Source organism: Streptomyces sp. NPDC001100, assembly GCF_053598575.1.
The window spans coordinates 107,666-125,560 of the sequence record NZ_JBSFKO010000027.1; the positions used below are offsets into that span (position 1 = coordinate 107,666).

The window sequence follows — 17,895 nt, forward strand, 5'->3', positions numbered from 1 at the left end:
CTCGCGAGTCCCAGAGTTCAGAAACAGGCTCTGCCCCCGGCACGGGCTCAATCCGTCGCAGCGGGCCCGCCAGGTGGAGTCATTTCTCATCTACAAAATCGGGTCCCCCAGGCACGGGGTGGAATCAGTGGGCGGTTTGTGAGTTTATGAGTGGTCTGGTGTCACCTGATGGTGTGGGTGAAGTCGGAACGTGCCGGTCCGATGCCGGTGGCCTGCTGGGATCGGTGGGGTGAGTGAACGCAAGCCGTACCAGAGCGACTTGACGGACGGGCAGTGGGCGTTGATCGAGCCGGTGCTCACGGCCTGGAAGAACCGGCATCGTTCCGTCAGCGGCCATCAGGGCCGTTACTCGATGCGGGAGATCGTGAACTCGATCCTCTACCAGTCCCGGACCGGCTGCCAGTGGGCTCTCCTGCCGAACGACCTGCCGCCGAAGAGCGCGACGTACTACTACTTCGCCGCCTGGCGGGACGACGGTACCGACCAGCAGATCCATGAACTCCTGCGCTGCCAGGTGCGGGAGAGGAACCGGCGATTAGAGGACCCGACCCTGGTGATCCTGGACACCCAGAGTGTCCGGGCGGCCACCGGGGTCCCCGCGGCCACGACTGGCAAAGACGCCGCGAAACGGGTACCGGGCCGCAAGCGGGGCCTGGCCGTGGACGTCCTCGGCCTGGTCATCGCCGTCACCGTGCTGGCCGCGAGCGTCCACGACAACGCCGCCGGCATCACTCTGCTCGACCAGGTCGCCGTCGCGGCCGGCGGCTCGGTCAGCAAGGCCCTGGTCGATCAGGGCTTCAAGAACCAGGTCGTCACGCACGGGGCCGCCCTCGGCATCGACGTCGAGATCGTCCAGCGGAACCCCGAGGGGCAGGGATTCGTCCCGCAGCCGAAGCGGTGGCGGGTGGAGCAGACGTTCGGGATCTTGATACTGCACCGGCGGCTGGTCCGCGACTACGAACACCGCCCGGCCTCCTCCGCCTCACGCGTCTACTGGGCCATGACCCACGTTATGGCCCGACGGCTCACCGACATGAACACGCTCACCTGGCGCGAGCCGCGGGTAGCCGGCGCGTGAACCTGAACCCTCTCCTCTAGGCACTCGACCTTCAGGAAGACGCCGCCCGGGCCCTGGCCGACGATCTCCGCACCCAGATCGACGTCCTGCAGACCCAGCTCCGTGAGGCCGAACTACGTCTGGAACACCTCGCCATCACCCGCACGACCATCACCGGCCTCGCCGACCGGATCCCGGCCCAGACGGTCGCCCCAGCAGGAAGTCTGGAGCTGCCCGAGCACCCGGACTACCCGCGCATCCTCGCCGTCTTCAACGACACCACCGGCCCGCTGAGGGCTCGAGACATCTGTCAGGCCCTCGACTTCGAGCTGCTGCCAAAACACGTCGAACGCACCCGCGCCAAGATGAAACGCCTGGTCACACTAGGAATCCTCACCGAGGCCGAGCCCGGCACCTTCAGCAAGAAGCGGTAACCAAGTCCGGAACGGACATCAACTCACGAACCGCCCACTCAGTACGGCGCCATCACCAAGTCGCCGATCACCCGCAACCCGACTTGGGCTGCCAGCCACGGTGCACGTTCGGCCTCGACCTGCTTGACGTGGACGAAAACGGTGCAGTCGGCCGCAGGCTCCTCGAGGTCGAGGTCTCGGGCATGGACACACAGTGTGACGAATGCTCCGCGGGTACCGCCCACTCCCAGACCTACCTCGGGAGCCTCGGGCCAGGCGTTGAAGTCCCATCGCACCGTCGCTGGGCTGTCGCCAACGGCCTGGAGAAATGGCTTCACCGTCTCCGGTGCCCCAGCCCAGCCTCGCAGCCGGATGGGCAAGAAGGCGGATGGATCATCCCTACGCTCCGACGATCCGCTTCTCCCCCCTTCCGCCCACCACTCGGCATCCGGCAACACGGCCAGCACCGCCGAAAGCGAGCGAGTCGAGGAGATCCGCACATCGAAATCGACTTCAAGGTCTCCCAGGTCAGCGATTCCAAGCAACCTCTCGACGGTGCACAACCCCTCGGAGAGGTCCGCTGTTCTCAGGATGGGCTGCGCGTAGGAGTTGGACACGGTAACCAGTGTGCCAGCGAATGGCATTGCCCAACCTGTGTGGCAAGCCCGCTGGTTGAGCTGACAGCCAGGCGAAGCCCCTGGTAGATGAGTTTTCGACCAAGAGAAACGCGTCCACCAGAGGCTTCGCATGCTTGTCTACCCGTCCGGCGCGGACGTCTCCAGCTCCACCCTCCGCTTCCTCGCCGACCATCTGCGGGGGCACCGCCATGCGATCAGCTCCCGCTGGCGAAGGCTCAGCGCAGGCCGCCAGGCCCTCCTCGCACTCGTCCACCTGCGCATGGGGCACACCTACTCCCAGCTCGCCGCCGGATTCGGCATCGGGACCACGACCGCATACCGCTACGTCACCGAGGCCGTCGACCTCCTGGCCGCCCTCGCACCCACCTTGGCCGATGCCGTCCGCACCGCGTCGACGAGGGCGTTCGTCCTCCTGGACGGGACGCTGCTGCCGATCGACCGCATCGCCGCGGACCGGCCCTTCTACTCCGGGAAACATAAGAAACACGGCATGAACGTGCAGGTCCTCACCGATGCGTTCGGCCGGCTGCTGTGGGTCTCGCCGGCCCTGCCCGGAGCCGTCCACGACGTCCGCGCGGCCCGCGAACACGGCATCATCCATGCCCTTGCTCAGGCCGACGTCACCTTCTGGGCCGACAAGGGCTATCGGGGCGCCGGCGGCACGGTCCGCGTCCCGTACTGGGGACGCTGGAAGACGCTTTCCCCAGGGCAGAAGGCGGTGAACCGCTCGCACGCGAAGATCCGCGCCCTCGTCGAGCAGGCCATGGCATCCCTCAAGAGCTGGCGGCTCCTGCGTAAGCTCCGGTGCTCCACAACCCGGATCACCGCCCTCGTCCAGGCCGTCTTCGCCCTGCATCTGGCCAGCTCAGACCGATGATGGAAAAGGCTCAATGTCGTGTCGTCAGCGACACGGGGGGGGAGCCGTCACTTCGACGGCCCTCCCCCTCCTATATGTGCCCTTGGTTACTCGCGGCTGACGCTGAACCAGAGGGCGCCGACGTCAAACTTGACTCCGCGACTCGGATTCTCGTTCAACACCGAGTAGAGCCTTCCGGAGATCCACCAGTACAGCCCGGAGACGGCGCCGAGGATCCAGGCTCCGTGCTCCCTGTCCGGGCACTTGGGGCAGGGAGCACGGTTCAGCGGTGGGAATTCGAGTCACAGGGCGGCGGGATTGCTGCCCTCTTCCGGCTGTTTCCTGCTCCTGGCAATGCCTGTCCAAAGCATGATCAGGACGAAGGGGGCGAAGGTCGCCGGAAACTGATTTCGCCAGACCGCCCAGACGGTCAGGAGCAGGACGCTCGTCAGGCCCGCGGCCAAGCCCAGCCGCACCCGCTCTCGTCCGACGCGGTTCCTGGTCACCAGGTGGGTGGCCGTCGCTCCGGCAAGACCCATGGCACCGGAGATGATCGTGATCATCATCGGCAGAATCCTCCTCGGTAGGAGGATATTCCCTTGTGCCAGCTGGTCCCGATGTCGAGCTGGATACACCGGCCGCGCTCCAGCCAGCCCTGCTCCTTGTACCACTCCATCGTCAGGCCGAGGATGGGTTCTGGCCGCGATTCCGTGAATGATCTTGGAGTCGCTTGACCCGGCGTGGCTCATCGAGAGCCACCTGGTTGGATGACCGCATGACGGATTGGTCGACACTCACCGACGCGTGCGGCTCCGCGGAACACGTGCCTGGCCTCCTAGACCGGTTCGAGGCCAATCCGAGCGGTGTGTGGTCCGAGCTGATGGACCACCTGTGCCCGCAGTTGGACACCGCCTTCACCGCCAGCTTCGCAGCACTTCCGCGATTGGCCGAGATCGGGAATTCGGGCAGCCCGGAGACCCTGGGCTCGGTGCTGCTTGCGGCGGGAGCAATCGCTGCCTGTTCGCCGGGGCGGGCCGAGCCTGGCAGCCCCCTGACGGTCTTCGCGGATCCGATTGCGGTTCTGCACGAGCTCACCGATCGCCGCCTGAGCCAGACGGCCGAGGCCGGGGAGTACGTGAACCTGCTGCAGGCCCTGCTCTCCTTCGAGGGCGTCGAGATCTGGGACCGCTCCCTGGACGGCCTGCAAGCCGGGGAGTACGAGGTCGACTGCCCCGACTGTGGCGTCAACATGTTCGTGGTGATCGGGCAAGACGAATCCTTCTGCTGCACTGACGACTACGCGATTCAAGAAGTGCAGAAGTCGCCTCTCTATCCGGCACGAGTGCAGGAGCTGGCAGGGTTGTCGCAGAGGCTGTTCACACGGACCTTGGCGGACGGCCAAGAGGGCCTGGCTCAGGGCGTCCGCTACCTGTTCGGACGGGCCGCCTGCCCGGACTGCGGGACCGACTTCTCGGTGGCCGAGCGCGTGGTGGCGGGCTGGATTCCGTGACCGGCCCGAAGCTATGTATGAGCGAGGATTCGGGTCCGTAGTAGTCGGAATTGTCAGCGGTCATGCAATTGGTTCTGGCCGCGATTCCGTGAATCCCCGGGTCGTCGTGCGAGTGCGGGAACGTTTCTCGTGGGGATTGCCCAGGTATGGGGGCCGTGGCGATCGAGGATGTGCTGTTTCCCGGGATCGATGTGCGTGTCACCGCGGTGCACGTCAGCGCGGAGAGAGTCGCTGTCGAGGCGTCGTCGTGCGGGCGGCCACCAGTCTGTCCGGACTGCGGCTGGCAGGGACGTCGCGTGCACTCTCGGTACGTGCGCCGGGTAGCCGAACGACCTGTGGTGGGACGGCCGTTGGCGATCTGGCTCAGCGTGCGCCGGTTCTTCTGCGAGCGGGCCTCGTGCCAGCGGCGGACGTTCGTCGAGCAGGTCCCGGATCTGAGCGAGCGGTACCGTCGCCACAGCGTCGGCCTGCGGCGATGGATGCAAGCGATCGCAACGTTCCTGGGCGGCCGCCCCGGTGAACGCCTCTGCCGGGTCCTCCAGTTACCCGCCGGCCGTACCCACCTGCTGGGGCTGCTCACGGCCCCGGTGGTGCCCGAACAGGCGCCGCGGGTGCTGGGAGTCGACGAGTTCGCCTTCCGCAAGGGCTGGCGTTACGGCACTGTCCTGGTCGACATTGAGGCGGCCCGGGTGGTGGACGTCCTGCCCGACCGGGACGCCGCGACCTTCGCCACCTGGCTGCGCGAACACCCCGGCGCGGAGACCATCTGCAGGGACCGGGCCAGCGCCTACTCCAGCGCCGTGCGCCAGGCAGCGCCAAACGCCCAGGAGATCGCCGACCGCTGGCACTTGCTCAACAACCTCTCCTCCGCGGTCGAGAAGACGTGCCACCAGCACCGCTCCTGCCTGCGCAAACAGGCCGAAGCCGACCGCAATACAGAGCCCCGGCGGATCATCAACCCTCTGCCTCCGCCGACTCTGCCACCCACGAAGATCCCTGTCCGCACCGTCGCCCGATACTCCGACATCCACCGTCTGCTCGGGCAGGGATGCTCCGTCTCCGAGATCTCCCGCCGCCTGCACCTGGACCGCAAGACCGTCCGCCGCTTCCGCGACACCGACCTCGACGAGCTGCTGGCCTCTGCCCGGCACGGGCGCCCCAAAGGCGTGTTGGAGCCGTACACCGCCTACCTGACCGAACGGTTCACCGACGGCGTGACCAGCCCGACCGACCTCTTCCGGGAGATCCGCCAACGCGGTTACCAAGGCAGCGATCTGCCAGTACGCCGCTACGTGGCTGGCCTCAGGACCGGGACCGTCGAACCCGCTCGCGGAGCCGTCCCCAGCCCACGGAAGATCACCACGTGGATCATGCTGCCTCGCGGCGCTCTGAAGCCCCGTGAGGAGGAGCAACTCCTGAAAGTACGGCTGGCATGCCCCGACATCACCCGGGCTTGCGATCTCGCCCGCGCTTTCCACGACCTGCTCCAACAGCGGCGCGGCCACCAGTTACTGGAGTGGGTACGCCAGGCTGAACACGACGCGCCGGGCCCCATCCTGTCCTTCGCGCAGGGCCTGTGCCTCGACCTCGATGCCGTCACCGCCGGCCTCACTCTCCCGTGGAGCTCGGGCATCGTCGAAGGCCACGTCAATCGCATCAAGACGATCAAACGGGCCATGTACGGCCGAGCTTCGTTCCGCCTCCTGCGCACCCGCATCCTGCTTTGAGCCGAAGCACGGAAGTTGTCACCAGGGGAGCCAGAAGAACCGGTGTACAGGACCGTGGAAGCGGCCTGGTTGTCACCAGCGAAGCCCGCGGCTTGTCACACATGCTCACTGGGCAGCCCTTCTGTCACCAGGGGCGAAGATCGACAGCCTCTGGCTCCCCGAGGCGGTTCCATGCGGCGACACTTCACCACAACCGCGTCCTGCTCCTGTGCGTCCTACCACTGAGCGTCGGCAGGAGTCGGCTACCCCGGGGGATCAGGACGCGAGTCATGCAGAAGTACGCGATCGTCCAGCACATCACACGGTTCTTTTGGCCTTGGCATGGTGCGAGGCGACAGCCGCCCACGTCCGTCCGGCGACTGGTGGGGCTCTGGCTGTTCGCGCTTGCCTTCGGGGCCGGGTTCACCGCGCTCGGCTGGGATGATTTCGACGGCAGCTTCCTCATGGCGCTGCTGCTCCTCTTCTATATCGTCGACGACATCAGCGACGGGGTACCGCACCGCTGGCCGGCCGCACTGGCCGCGGTAACAGTCCTGTGGGGCGCCACCCGGCTCACCAGCGCCGTCCTGCCCGACTCGCTCGACAATGCCTGGGCGCAGAGCGTCGCCGCCGCTGTCGGTGTCACGCTCGGGTTGGCAGTGAGCGCCGCGATCACACGACTTCCGGAGCGTCGACCACATCGGCCCGTCGAGGGACACGACTCCGGGTTCGGCGGACAAGACTCTCGGTAAAGGACATAGCCGCCGACCTCGGTGACAACAAACCTGCCTTTGTGACACCTATCGCGCTTCGACTCATGCTTCGATCATGACCCCGAATTCACGGAATCGCGGCCAGAACCAATTACGCGACCGTCGACACCTGGTGTGGCTCGATGGCTATCAGGCCCTGCTGCGCTGGCGGAAGGAGCACCACATCACCGGCCTGTACGCCGTCCCCTACGACACCGAGACCACGGTGGGCGTCACGAAGGACTTCCCCCTGGGGCGCTGGGTCCACCAGCAGCAGCGGACCTACCGCGCTGGTGAACTCGACGACCACCGCCAGAACCCTCCTCGACGAGGCCGGAATGGTGTGGGAACCCGGCGAGGAAGCCTGGGAGACCAAACTCGCCGTCCTGCGCTCCTACCACCGCGCCCACGGCCACCTCGCCCCCCCGACGCGACGCCGTATGGGGCAACGCCGACAGCGAACTGGCCCCGGTCGGGGAGCACATGGCCAACCTCCGCCGCACCCACGGCCTCGGCAAGAACCCCGAACGCGCCGCGGTACGGGCGGCGCAGTTGGCCGCGATCGATACCGACTGGAACTGCCCCTGGCCGCTGGACTGGCAGCGCCACTTCCGCGTCCTCGCCGACCTCACCGCCGACGAACCCGACGGCATCCTCCCGGCCGTCGAGCCCGGAGTGCTCTTCGACGGCGACGACCTCGGACGATGGCTGCAACGACAGTCCCGCGAGTGGTTCCAGCTCTCCGAGGAGCAGCAGCGCAGACTCGCAAGCCTGGGAGTGAAGCCCGCCGAACAGCCCGCACCAGCCACCACGGACGGCTCGAAGGCATCCGGGAAAGCATCAGGCTTCCAGCGCGGTCTGGCGGCCCTCGCCCAGTGGGTCCAGCGCGAGGGCGCCCACAAGGCAGTACCCAGGGGACACGTCGAAGCCGTCGTCATCGACGGCCAGGAACACCAGCACAAACTCGGCGTATGGATCTCCAACACCAAAACCCGCCGCGACAAACTCACCCACGACCAGCGCACCGCACTCACCGAACTCGGAGTCGACTGGGCTTAGCAGCAGGGTCTGTCGGGTTGCTGAGGATTCGTCGGGTCAGCGCTCGTTCTCCAAAGCCGCGTTCAACCCGTAGGCACCTGCTTGCGAGAGCCTGTCGATGATGTCCAGGCATTGGATCCGTTGGGGCCTCGGGCTTTGACGGTAGAGGCGGAGGACCGCCGAGACCAGGTAGTGGCCGTCCGCTGCTCGGTGGGTTCTCAGGTCGCCGAGGTCTTTGCCCGCGTACTGGACGATGCGCTCGCAGGCGTCAATAGCCACGGCGGGAAGGGGGCCGGTGTGGTCGTAGAGAGCGAAGGCCAGATGTTCGAGGTGGTCGGGGAACGCGTCGCTATCGAGGAAAGCCCTGACGAGTTCGTCGGCTTGCGCAGGAAGCAGGTCGAATGCCTGCCGCATGCCCTGGGAGGCGTTCTTTCGCACGTCAGTGTCGTCGTCGTTGAACAGCGGGACAAGGTGCGGGTAGTGGTCGATGTTGTCGGCGAAGACTGCTGCCGCCCCACGGCGGGCGAGGGCGTTGAGTTCGTGCGTGCTGTTCGGGAGGTCTGGGGTGAGGCATCCGTGGATAGTGGCAACAGCCCAGGACTGGCCGGCGAGTTCGGCCGTATCGCCCGGCCCTTGGAGGGCCCGGGCGAGGTGGGCAGCGAAACGTGAGGATTCACGGACCAGTGTGTTGATGAGCAGCCGTTGGGTGGTGGACGCGTTGTAGACGTTGGCGTCCTGGTGGTTCAGAAGCTGCTCGGTGGTGTCCAGCGCAATCTGAGGGTCGTGCTTCATCAGGGCCAGCACGGCCTGGGCGGCACAGACTCGGACCGCGAGCACAGGGTCGTCGGCGAGGCGGGTGACCAGGGGCGTCAAGGCGTGCAGGTGCTCACTGCCGTGGAAGAGCAGGGCGGCAACGGCGAGCGCTGCCTGGCCGCGGGTGGCGTTCATGCCGGCGGTCAGCAGATCCGTTCGGGTTCCCTTGGCATCGGCGTCGCGGATGTCCTGCTCGGGGTGGGGATCCGTGGTGTAGCTGTCGAGGGCCGGCAGCGAAGCAGCAGTGAAGTTCTGCGGAGCCGACTGCAGGGCGCGGCAGATTGTGGGCGCGGCGGCGGGGCCGAGGGTCTGGTGGGTGTGGAGAGCCAACTGCTCCCAGCGGTCGGCGTCCAAATGCGGCGTGACCGCCTCCACGATCGCGCACAGGTAAGCGGCCGGTGCCTCGGGGTCAAGCGTGAAGGCGAAGTTGGTAAAGCGCTCGGGTTCCTGTTGCGCGCGGCTGCTCAGCGTCTGGGCCAGTTCGTGAGCACTCCCTTGAGGAGGCCAGGGTCGTTCGGTCTGGGGCTGGGCGTACTTGTTCAGGGCTCGGTGCCACTGTTCATTGGTCATGTGCCGGGCCGCATGGTCACTGATCGGCGAGCCGACGAACCCCGTCTGGATTGGTGTCGGTGACGACGGGACCTGGCCAGGGAACTTGCGTTCCCATTCGGCGATTCGGCGGCGTCCCGCGTCACTACGGCGCGCGGGGCAGATCGCCGACAACAGCTCGTACTGGCTCCAGCCCCAGTCGCTGCGCTGCCCTTTCTGCCGTCGGTGTTCCCACGCCGGGTAGAAGTCGAGCAGCATCGCGGTCAGACGTTCCAACGTCTCGTCACTGCAATGGGGCGTGGTTGCCTCGATGAGTTCACGCGAGGCCCAGCGCGCGCTGCTCAGCCAGCCCAGGCGCAGGTTGCGTTCATCGTTCAGGAGCCAGGCGATCGCCTCGTCTGCCTGGTCCATGACGGCGTAGACACGGCAGGCGAGGAAGCGCAGCTCGTGAACCGGTGAGGGAGTCAGTTGCTGCAAGGCGTCCGCCGCGGCAGCCGAGGAGTTGGCAGCCAGGGAGCGCAGTGCCGTGTCGAGGGCGGCCAGCAGTGCAGCGTCGACGCCGTGGCCGCCCACAAGGCGGTGAGCCCACCGGCCGCTGGGGGCGTAGGTATCGGTGCGCCCCGTGCTGCCTGCCGTAGCCACGTCGATGACAAAGGGCAGGACCTGGCTCACGAAGGCTTCCGGCTCGGCCTCCGCGATGCGGGAGAGGACCGTATCGGCAACCTGCGAATGCGTTGACAAGTGCCCGGATTCGAAGGAGTCACCGGAGCCATCGGCGCGCGCTCGGACAAGGTGACGCCGCAGATAGGCACCTACAAGACGCGCAGCGGGAGCGGGAGCAGTCTCGGCCAAGCCATAGAGGAGTGACCAGAAGTCACTGTTCACCGCGATGGGTCCACGCGCCTCATCCGCATGTCCGCTCTCGACCAGGTCGACGGCGAGGTCGACAAGGTCGGGTGTGAGCGCCCACTCAATCAGCCGCAGAAGCCGCTGTCCCCACTGTGGCGTGGTGCCCACATACGGTCGCACCAGCTCCGCAACACGCTCGGGGCGGTGGCGCGCGACGGCTAGCAGTTCAGGGAACGCAGCATCGGCACTCTGCGGCGCGCCCAGCCAGCGTTCCCACCTCTGATCGTGGTCGGCGGCGTCGAACCATTGCGGCAGGGCGAGCAGACCTCGTACCTTGCCCGCCACAGGAGCCTGCCCCCAAGCGACCGGTTCGACGGCCTTCCAGTCAGACAGCGCGGCATCGAGCTGCCCAAGGACCGCGATGATCACATCATGCAGGTGCAGGCGGATCCGGTCGGAGCCCAGGAGCCGGGCGACTGTGGCGCGGAAACGTTCAGGGTCTGTGCCAGCAAGGTGTTCGAGGATCTGCCGGGTCTGAGCGCGACGGAACAGGTACTGACCTGAATTGGCCAGAAAATCGTGGATGTCCTCTCCGGTGGAGATGAAAGACCGGGCGAAGAGGAAATCGAAGTACGTCTCGTGGAAGAACCCGATCTGCTCCCCGTCGCGCACCAGTACACCGTGCGATTCGAGCACCTTGATGTGCTGGCGGGCGAAACCGTCGAGGAGAGCCATGGGTGCCTGGAGCGTTTCCCGTTCGCTCATGGACGCGCACAGCATGCCCGTGATCCCACGCCAGTCCAGCGCGGTGACCTGGCGCTCGATCTCCTCGCGCCGTTCATCGGTGTAGCACGCATACAGCTCCTGCAAAGTCCGGTACGAAGCCGCTCGTGCGGAGAGCGACAGCCGGCTGAAGATCGACAGGTGCAACGGAGTTCGCAGCAACTCCAGCGTCACCGGCCCCAGGCTGTCGGGATCCGTCCCGCTGGCGGACAGGACAGCCCGCACCTGTTCCAGGTCCAGGACGCTGAGGGGGAAGCGGACTGCCCGGGCGGGGTCTGCGACCAGACGGGACAGCCTCCGGTCGTTGTCGATATCGACGGTGCGCGCTACAAGGAGCACCTTGACGTTCGGAGCGATGACCAGCTGCGCAAGTACGTCTTCCACGGCCTCGTAGGCGTCCGACATCCTGCCGTTGTAGGTGCTGACCGCATCCAGCTGGTCAATCACCAACAGCGCCGGCGCTTCGTCCGCGACCCCAGCCAGCAGCACCGCCGGCGAGTCCGGCAGGGTCATCCTGGTCCCCAGATCCTTGGCCGTCTGCACGCTCGCGTCGGCGCCGTCCATCCGGACCGCGGCCGTCGGCCATCCCTGCTCGGTCAGCCGGACCAGGACGTCGGTGACGACCGCTGACTTACCCAGGCCAGCGCCGCCCTCGCAGACCACGATCTGCGGGCCGTCCTCGGCCACCAGGCGCTGGTACAACCGCTCCGCGTGCGGGCGGGCGGCCATCCCGAACACAGGCTCATCCCGCAGCACGCGCCGCACAAAGCGCTCGAAGGTCCCGGCCAGCGCCGTGAGTGTTCCGGTGTCACCGGCCAGCAGGCGTGGGCGTACTCCCGGCACGGTCAAAAGGTGGCTGCGGATCTGGGAGGCGGTGAGGCGCTGGTGCAGGTGCTCGTCGAGATAGCCGCGCAGCTGCTTGACGATCACTTCCGGATCGCCGACGAACAGCAGCTCATACTCGGAGACCACCAAACGGCGCAGCGCCTCCGGCGAGTAGTGCTCCACGTGCACGGCCTGCAGATACCGCCAGCCGACCTCCCGGCCGACCGGGACCTCGTTGACAGACCAGTTCCCGAGCACCTGTACGAACTGGGGAAGCTGGGCCTTGGTGATGATGCCCTCGAACTCGGCGAGTGTTTCGGCGGGCCGGGCCCGCTGGGCAAGATCGTGCAGTTCAGGAGCCCCTGTGGACAGCACGAGGCGCACCTTCTTGCCCTCCGCGAGATGTCCCGTGACCGCCTTGAGGATCTTCCCCGCAGCATCCAGGGTCCACGGCCCCTTCGAGGGGACGTCCTTCACCTGTTCGCACCACGTGCCGTCGTCCGCCTCGAGCTCGAACTCGATGCCGGCGCCCGCCGGCCCCGGGGGCTCCAGACGAATCCGTGACGCCCGCCCCCGCAGCAACTCCGCCACCCGCAGCGCGGTCCACCAGTCCTCGTACCGGTTACCCGCCTTATCCGCAGCCCCACCCGCCAGCCCCACCCAGCCTCACTCCCCCACGACATCCCATCGGTTCTCACCCGTTCGGGAACCGCGCCACGCGACCCTACTCCCACCCACCGACAACCGCGCAAACCATCACAAAATGACCAGACCATGACCCTCTACGGCTGCAGGCTCCACCACACCAAACGTGCCTACCGGACAGCCCTCCCTGAGATAAAAGGTCTGCGTTCGCACGATGAGCGCCTGGTCGAGCAGCTCGCCTCCCGCGCCCTCACCAGCGGCAAACGCAAGATCCACGTCCGGCGCGATCAGGAGGGCCGGATCGTCAGGGCCGGCGGCGAGAGCGACGACCAGGAGCAGGACGACACCGACGCGGCTGCCGAGTCCGCGCTGCTGCACTTCTCCAGCCCGCGCGACGCCGCGACCATCGCGGCCTTCCTCCGTACGCGGGTGTACCGGCCGGAGTCACTGGTGTGGCTGGAGGGCTACCAGGCCCTCATCCGCTGGCGGGCCGAACACGAGATCACCGGCCTGCACGCCGTGCCCTACGACACCGAGACCACGGTGGGCGTGACGCAGGACTTCCCGCTCGGCAGATGGGTGCACCAGCAGCGGAAGGCACTGCGGGCCGGGTAACTGGAGGAACGACGCAAGGAACTGCTGGACGCGCCGGAAGCCGGGATGGTCTGGGAACCCGGCGAAGAAGCCTGGGAGACCAAACTCGCCGCACTGCGGTCCTACCGGCAGGCCACCGGGCACCTTGCTCCCCGTCAGGACCAGGTGTGGGGCGAGGGCGACGCGATGGTGCCCATCGGGCAGCATGCGGCCAACCTCCGCCGCACGGGCGGCCTCGGGAAGGACCCCGAGCGCGCCACAGCGCGGGCCGCGCAGCTGACCGCCATCGACAAGGACTGGAACTGCCCGTGGCCACTGGACTGGCAACGCCACTACCGCGTCCTCGCCGGCCTAGTCAACGCCGACGGCAGCCTGCCCGAGATCCGGCCCGGCGTGCTGATGGACGGTGACGACATCGGGCGGTGGCTGGAGAGGCAGAAAAGTCCGGGCACCTGGGCGCAGCTGTCCACCGAGCAGCAGGAGCGGCTGTCCCAGCTGGGCGTACAACCACTTCAGGCCCCAGCTCCCGCCCCAGCGGCGAAGCCTGCGAATGGCTCAGGCAAGGCGGAACAGGCCTTCCAACGCGGCCTTGCGGCCCTCGCCCAGTGGATCGAACGGGAAGGCGCACACCGGCCCGTACCCCGCGGACACGCTGAAGAGATCACCATCGACAGCGAAACCGAGCCAGTATCGGTCCGGCTCGGCGTGTGGGTCTCGAACACCAAGTCGAGGCGCGACAAACTCGCCCAGGACCAGCTGGACGCGCTACGGAAGCTCGGCATGGAGTGGGCGTAACGGCGGTGACGGTGCCTTCTGGCGATCCGAGGCTGCCCGCCGTCTCGGCGGCAGCCCCGCGCCTGTGGTGACCATCGACTCACCAACGTCCGGTCGGCACAATCGAGATCTGCGAAACGGGTTCACCAACCTGCCGGCCCGGCGCCCTCACTGACATCCTCATCCCCCGTGACGGCCTTGCGGGCGGGCTTCTACGCGGGCCCGGCGGTCGGCACAGCGTGACTGACTGCGTCCGCTCGTGGCTGCCCATTTCGTCTGTACAAAGGACACAAGGGCTCTACGGTGGTGTCGGCGACGTGCGGGGCGGGACGAGAGGAACAGGGTTCGGTGGACATTCCCTTGGTGGAGGCGGTCGCCGCGGTACGCGACGAGCTGATCGAGGCGGCAGGGGTGGGCGGCAACCACCCCGACCTCGTCTTCGCGGTCGGGCCCGTGGAGATGGAGTTCGAGGTGGAGATCAGGGCGGACGCGAAGGCGAAAGCAGGCTTCCGGCTCTGGGCGGTCGGAGCGGAAGCCGAGGCGGGTATCTCCCGCGGCCGCACCCATCGCGTGTCGTTCACGCTCACACCGCGCAAGGCCACCGGCGGTGACCTACTCGTCGGCGGCGGCGCCCAGTGGCCTGCCGGCCCCGGGAACACGGCGGACCGCATCCCGGACTGATCCGGAGTTCAGGGGGCAGCTCAGGAGCCGCCCCGCACCACTTCCCGAAGCGTCCGTCAGGGGGCCGATGCACCGTCAGCGAGTGGTGGCCGTGGAGGGCTCAGGTGAACGGGGCTCGGGGTACGTGATCGCGCCCCGGCTGGTGCTGGCGTCGGCGCACGTCGTCCAGAGCGCTGCGAGGACCGAGGTGTTCAGGCCGGGTGACGGGGCAGCCTGCCGGGCCACCGTGGTCTGGCGCGGCACCTCGGGCGGCCGGGACGATGCGGCCCTGCTGTCCGTCACCGATCCGGCGTGGGTGCCGCCGGAGGGCGTCGCGCCCGGCTGGGGACGGTTGGTGACCGACCGGCCCGGTACGCCCTGCGAGCTCGCCGGGACGCCCGAGGCCATCCAGCGTCCCAACGGTCCCCGCGAGATGTGGCAAGCGACCGGCACCCTTAATCCCCTGACTGGCCGGGCGGACAACCGGCATGTTGTCACCTTGCGCGAGGTCCCCGTGCCGACGGCCGACGGCACGTCGCCCTGGGGTGGCCTGTCTGGGGCCGCGGTCTTCAGCGGCGGCCTGCTCACCGGGGTTGTCGCCGCCGACCTCGCCGGATTCGGACACGCTGGCCTCGGCGTCGTACCCGCCTACGTCCTCCACCACGACCCGGCCTTCCGGGCGGCCTTGGCCAAGTACGGAGCGGCGTCGGGCGGCGGGGAACCGCTGGAGCCGGTGGAGTGGCGGCATCTGGCCGACACCAACGACACCCGCCCTGCAACGGAACTCCTGGCTTCCCCTGCCGTGCTGCTGCGGGCCCGGCGCGCAGTGGTGCCGTTCCGGGGCCGGGAGGAGTTGCTGAGACAGATGCGCGCATGGTGCGACACGCCGGGATTCGGCGTCTGGCTGGTGCATGGTCCGGCCGGACAAGGCAAGACCCGTCTCGCCCATCAGCTCGCCACCGGACTCGAACAGGGTGCGCCCCGGTGGGCCACGCTGTGGCTGCGCACCGATGCCTCAGCCGCAGACTTGGCCGTGCTCGCGTCGGCCGCGGTTCCCACACTGGTGGTCGTCGACTACGCCGAGACACGTCCTGGCCAACTGACTGCTCTGTTAAGGCTGTTGGCCAGGAACGACGGGGCGGTCCGAATCAAACTTATCCTGCTGGCCCGGACCTCCGAGGACTGGTGGGACGACCTGCGCGGCGACACTTTCGAGGCCGAGGATCTACTCGACGGAGCGTCGGTGACTGCGCTGAAGCCGCTCGAGCCCGAATCCAGCAACCGGGAGGCGGCCTACCGCGAGGCGGCGAACGGATTCGCCGCCGAGTTACGGAGTGTGCAGGGCTGGCAGGAACATCCCTGGTCCGCGCTGGCCGCGAGCATGTCCGTGCCGGCGCTGGACGGGCCCGGCCTGGCGAGCGCCCTCACCCTGCACATGACTGTGCTGGCGGACCTCCTCGACGCGGCCACCAAAACGGGTCCCGACGAGCCGGACACCCACGGCTACTCGGACACGCCGGTCCTCGGCGGTGCCAGCACCGTCGAGGACCGGTTGCTGGTCCACGAGCGTCGCTACTGGAAGGCCGCCGCGACCGCGCGCCACCTCCATCCGCAGCTCTCCATGAGCACCCTCGTCGACGCTCTGGCCGCCGCGTTCCTGTACGGGGCTGACGACGGGGACGAGGCAGACGCGCTCCTCGCGAGGGTGCCGAACCTGTCCGACCAGCCCCGCGACCGCCGGGGCGCCGTGCGCGCCTGGATCCGCGCCCTGTATCCGCCGGACGACGCCCGCGTGTGGGACGGTCTCCAACCCGACCGGCTCGCCGAGCGCTTCCTTGGGCGCCACGTGCACCGTCATCCGCGCCTGCCGGAAAGTCTGCTGCCCGGCTCCGGCCCGGCCCAGGCCGGACGGCTACTCACCGTCCTTGCCCGGGCGGCCTCTCAGCCCGACCTGCGCCACCGGCTCGGTCCCGGTCTGACCGCGCTGTGCGCCGCGCACCCCGGGCTGCTCGCCGCACCGGCCGTCGAGGTCGTCACCCGCACCGAGAATCCAGAGCCGCTGGTCGAGGCCCTGCGGCGTATTTCCGACGACCCGGACACCCCCCGCGCCCTCCTGGAAGACCTGGCTGACCGTCTGCCGCCGCACAGCCACAACCTCGCCGGCGTCGCTGCCCGGCTGCTGCTGCGGCTGGTACAGCACCACCGCGACCACGCCGACGGCGGCCGCGACCGGCCGGCCTCTTACGCACTCGCCCTGGACCGCGCCTCGTACCGGCTCGGGGCGCTACGCCAGTACGAGGAGGGACTGGACGCCAGCCGGGAGGCGGTGGCTATCTGGCGCGAGCTGTGCGCGCGGGGGTCACCGCCCACGCTTGAGGACCGGGCGCACCTTGCGGAGAGCGTCAACGGACTGAGCCTGCGTCTGGCCGCGCTGGGACGACAGGAGGAGTCGCTGACCGCGACCCGGGAAGCCGTGGAGATCCGTGGTGGACTGGCCGCTGAACGGCCCGACCTCTACCGCAACGATCTCGCCAAAAGCCTCAACAACCTCTCGCTCCGGCTGGGAGAGCTTGAATGGACGGCGAAGGCACTGGACGCGATGCGCGAGGCGGTCGCAATCCGCCGCGAGTTGGTCGCCGTCCAGCCGGAGCAGCACTGGTTCGCCCTTTCCGTCAACCTCACCAATCTGTCGACGCGTCTGGTGGCCGCGGACTGCCACGAGGAGGCGTTGGCCGCCTCGGAGGAAGCCGTGGAGATCCGCCGCCGGCTCGCCGACAGCGTTCCGGACGCCACTCTCCCCGCCCTGGCCTTCAGCCTCAACAACCTGGCCGTCCGCCGGGGCAAGATGGACCGCCGTGAAGAGGCCCTCACTGCGATAGTCGAGGCGGTGGCGATCCGGCGCCGCCTGACCGCCGTCAGGCCCGCAGTCCACGAGCCCCACCTCGCCACCTGTCTGAGCAACCTCTCGACCCGGCTATCCGCTGTGGGCCGCCATGAGGAGGCAGTGACGGCCGTCGCTGAAGCCGTCATCATCAGGCGCCGTCTAGCCGCCGACCAGCCCGGTATCTACGTCTCCGTCCTCGCCAAGGCTTTGCGCAAGCAGGCGCGCCACCTAGCCGCGCTCGGACGCCATGACGAGGCAAGGGCGGCGGCGGCCGAGGCGGCCGCACTCGGGAAAGGCGATGGCCGACGCAGCGGGACGTAGCCGTGCCCCCCTTCATAGGGGCTGCGGGAGCACGCGACCCGGGCAGCGACCCCATCCGGCCGGGGCCTCGCCTTCCTGGGAAGAACGCGATGACGCCCCGCACCGGCCTGCAGGGCCTGTCGGCCGCCCCCACGTCGAGGTTCTGCCGGACGGGACCAAAATGAAACCCGGAGTGTTCCTGTCTAGCAACAAGAGTCGGCGGACCAAACTCACTGCCGTGTTCGTCGC

At 68.0% G+C, this 17,895-nt stretch carries 10 protein-coding genes and 2 pseudogenes; 9 read left to right on the forward strand and 3 right to left on the reverse strand.

What is annotated here, in order from left to right:
- Positions 1 to 229: 229 nt before the first annotated feature.
- Positions 230 to 1,078, forward strand: a complete 849-nt coding sequence (locus tag ACWDEW_RS32680; RefSeq protein ID WP_450517534.1) for an IS5 family transposase — start codon at positions 230 to 232, stop codon at positions 1,076 to 1,078.
- A gap of 451 nt (positions 1,079 to 1,529) precedes the next feature.
- Here the strand turns inward: ACWDEW_RS32680 and ACWDEW_RS32685 are convergent, their stop codons facing one another.
- Positions 1,530 to 2,087 (reverse strand): hypothetical protein, encoded by a 558-nt coding sequence (locus ACWDEW_RS32685; RefSeq protein ID WP_450517536.1) that lies wholly within the window; start codon positions 2,085 to 2,087, stop codon positions 1,530 to 1,532.
- A gap of 130 nt (positions 2,088 to 2,217) precedes the next feature.
- Here ACWDEW_RS32685 and ACWDEW_RS32690 point away from each other — a divergent pair, with 130 nt between their 5' ends.
- Entirely contained in the window at positions 2,218 to 2,985 is a 768-nt protein-coding gene (locus ACWDEW_RS32690; protein ID WP_450517538.1) for an IS5 family transposase, read from the forward strand.
- Positions 2,986 to 3,266: 281 nt separating this feature from the next.
- Here ACWDEW_RS32690 and ACWDEW_RS32695 read toward each other — a convergent pair whose 3' ends face one another.
- On the reverse strand, positions 3,267 to 3,530 hold the full coding sequence (locus ACWDEW_RS32695; protein ID WP_450517540.1) for a hypothetical protein: 264 nt from the start codon (positions 3,528 to 3,530) through the stop codon (positions 3,267 to 3,269).
- A 209-nt stretch (positions 3,531 to 3,739) separates the two neighbouring features.
- Here ACWDEW_RS32695 and ACWDEW_RS32700 point away from each other — a divergent pair, with 209 nt between their 5' ends.
- The 4 genes and pseudogenes from ACWDEW_RS32700 to ACWDEW_RS32715 all read left to right on the forward strand — a co-directional run.
- Positions 3,740 to 4,474 carry a hypothetical protein gene (locus tag ACWDEW_RS32700; RefSeq protein WP_450517541.1) on the forward strand — a complete coding sequence of 245 codons (735 nt, stop codon included), beginning with the start codon at positions 3,740 to 3,742 and terminating at the stop codon, positions 4,472 to 4,474.
- A gap of 146 nt (positions 4,475 to 4,620) precedes the next feature.
- Positions 4,621 to 6,201 (forward strand): ISL3 family transposase, encoded by a 1,581-nt coding sequence (locus ACWDEW_RS32705; protein ID WP_450517542.1) that lies wholly within the window; start codon positions 4,621 to 4,623, stop codon positions 6,199 to 6,201.
- A 269-nt stretch (positions 6,202 to 6,470) separates the two neighbouring features.
- Positions 6,471 to 6,932 (forward strand): hypothetical protein, encoded by a 462-nt coding sequence (locus tag ACWDEW_RS32710; RefSeq protein ID WP_317888581.1) that lies wholly within the window; start codon positions 6,471 to 6,473, stop codon positions 6,930 to 6,932.
- A 130-nt stretch (positions 6,933 to 7,062) separates the two neighbouring features.
- Positions 7,063 to 7,991 (forward strand): annotated as a pseudogene (locus ACWDEW_RS32715) (helicase associated domain-containing protein); the annotation flags it as partial.
- A gap of 36 nt (positions 7,992 to 8,027) precedes the next feature.
- On the opposite strand, the gene ACWDEW_RS32720 reads toward ACWDEW_RS32715, so the two are convergent.
- Positions 8,028 to 12,449 carry a hypothetical protein gene (locus ACWDEW_RS32720; protein WP_450517544.1) on the reverse strand — a complete coding sequence of 1,474 codons (4,422 nt, stop codon included), beginning with the start codon at positions 12,447 to 12,449 and terminating at the stop codon, positions 8,028 to 8,030.
- A 180-nt stretch (positions 12,450 to 12,629) separates the two neighbouring features.
- Here ACWDEW_RS32720 and ACWDEW_RS32725 point away from each other — a divergent pair.
- The 3 genes and pseudogenes from ACWDEW_RS32725 to ACWDEW_RS32735 all read left to right on the forward strand — a co-directional run.
- Positions 12,630 to 13,823 (forward strand): annotated as a pseudogene (locus ACWDEW_RS32725) (helicase associated domain-containing protein); the annotation flags it as partial.
- 327 nt (positions 13,824 to 14,150) lie between these two features.
- The gene (locus tag ACWDEW_RS32730; RefSeq protein WP_450517546.1) at positions 14,151 to 14,483 is read left to right on the forward strand and encodes a trypco2 family protein; all 333 of its coding nucleotides are present in this window, start codon (positions 14,151 to 14,153) and stop codon (positions 14,481 to 14,483) included.
- A gap of 67 nt (positions 14,484 to 14,550) precedes the next feature.
- On the forward strand, positions 14,551 to 17,667 hold the full coding sequence (locus ACWDEW_RS32735) for a tetratricopeptide repeat protein (protein ID WP_450517548.1): 3,117 nt from the start codon (positions 14,551 to 14,553) through the stop codon (positions 17,665 to 17,667).
- Positions 17,668 to 17,895 lie beyond the last annotated feature (228 nt).

Coding starts and splice junctions, on each gene's coding strand:
- ACWDEW_RS32710 (WP_317888581.1), top strand. CDS start 6,471: ATGCAGAAGTACGCGATCGTCCAGCACATCACACGGTTCTTTTGGCCT.
- ACWDEW_RS32690 (WP_450517538.1), top strand. CDS start 2,218: ATGCTTGTCTACCCGTCCGGCGCGGACGTCTCCAGCTCCACCCTCCGC.
- ACWDEW_RS32700 (WP_450517541.1), top strand. CDS start 3,740: ATGACGGATTGGTCGACACTCACCGACGCGTGCGGCTCCGCGGAACAC.
- ACWDEW_RS32705 (WP_450517542.1), top strand. CDS start 4,621: ATGGGGGCCGTGGCGATCGAGGATGTGCTGTTTCCCGGGATCGATGTG.
- ACWDEW_RS32735 (WP_450517548.1), top strand. CDS start 14,551: ATGCACCGTCAGCGAGTGGTGGCCGTGGAGGGCTCAGGTGAACGGGGC.
- ACWDEW_RS32695 (WP_450517540.1), bottom strand. CDS start 3,530: ATGATGATCACGATCATCTCCGGTGCCATGGGTCTTGCCGGAGCGACG.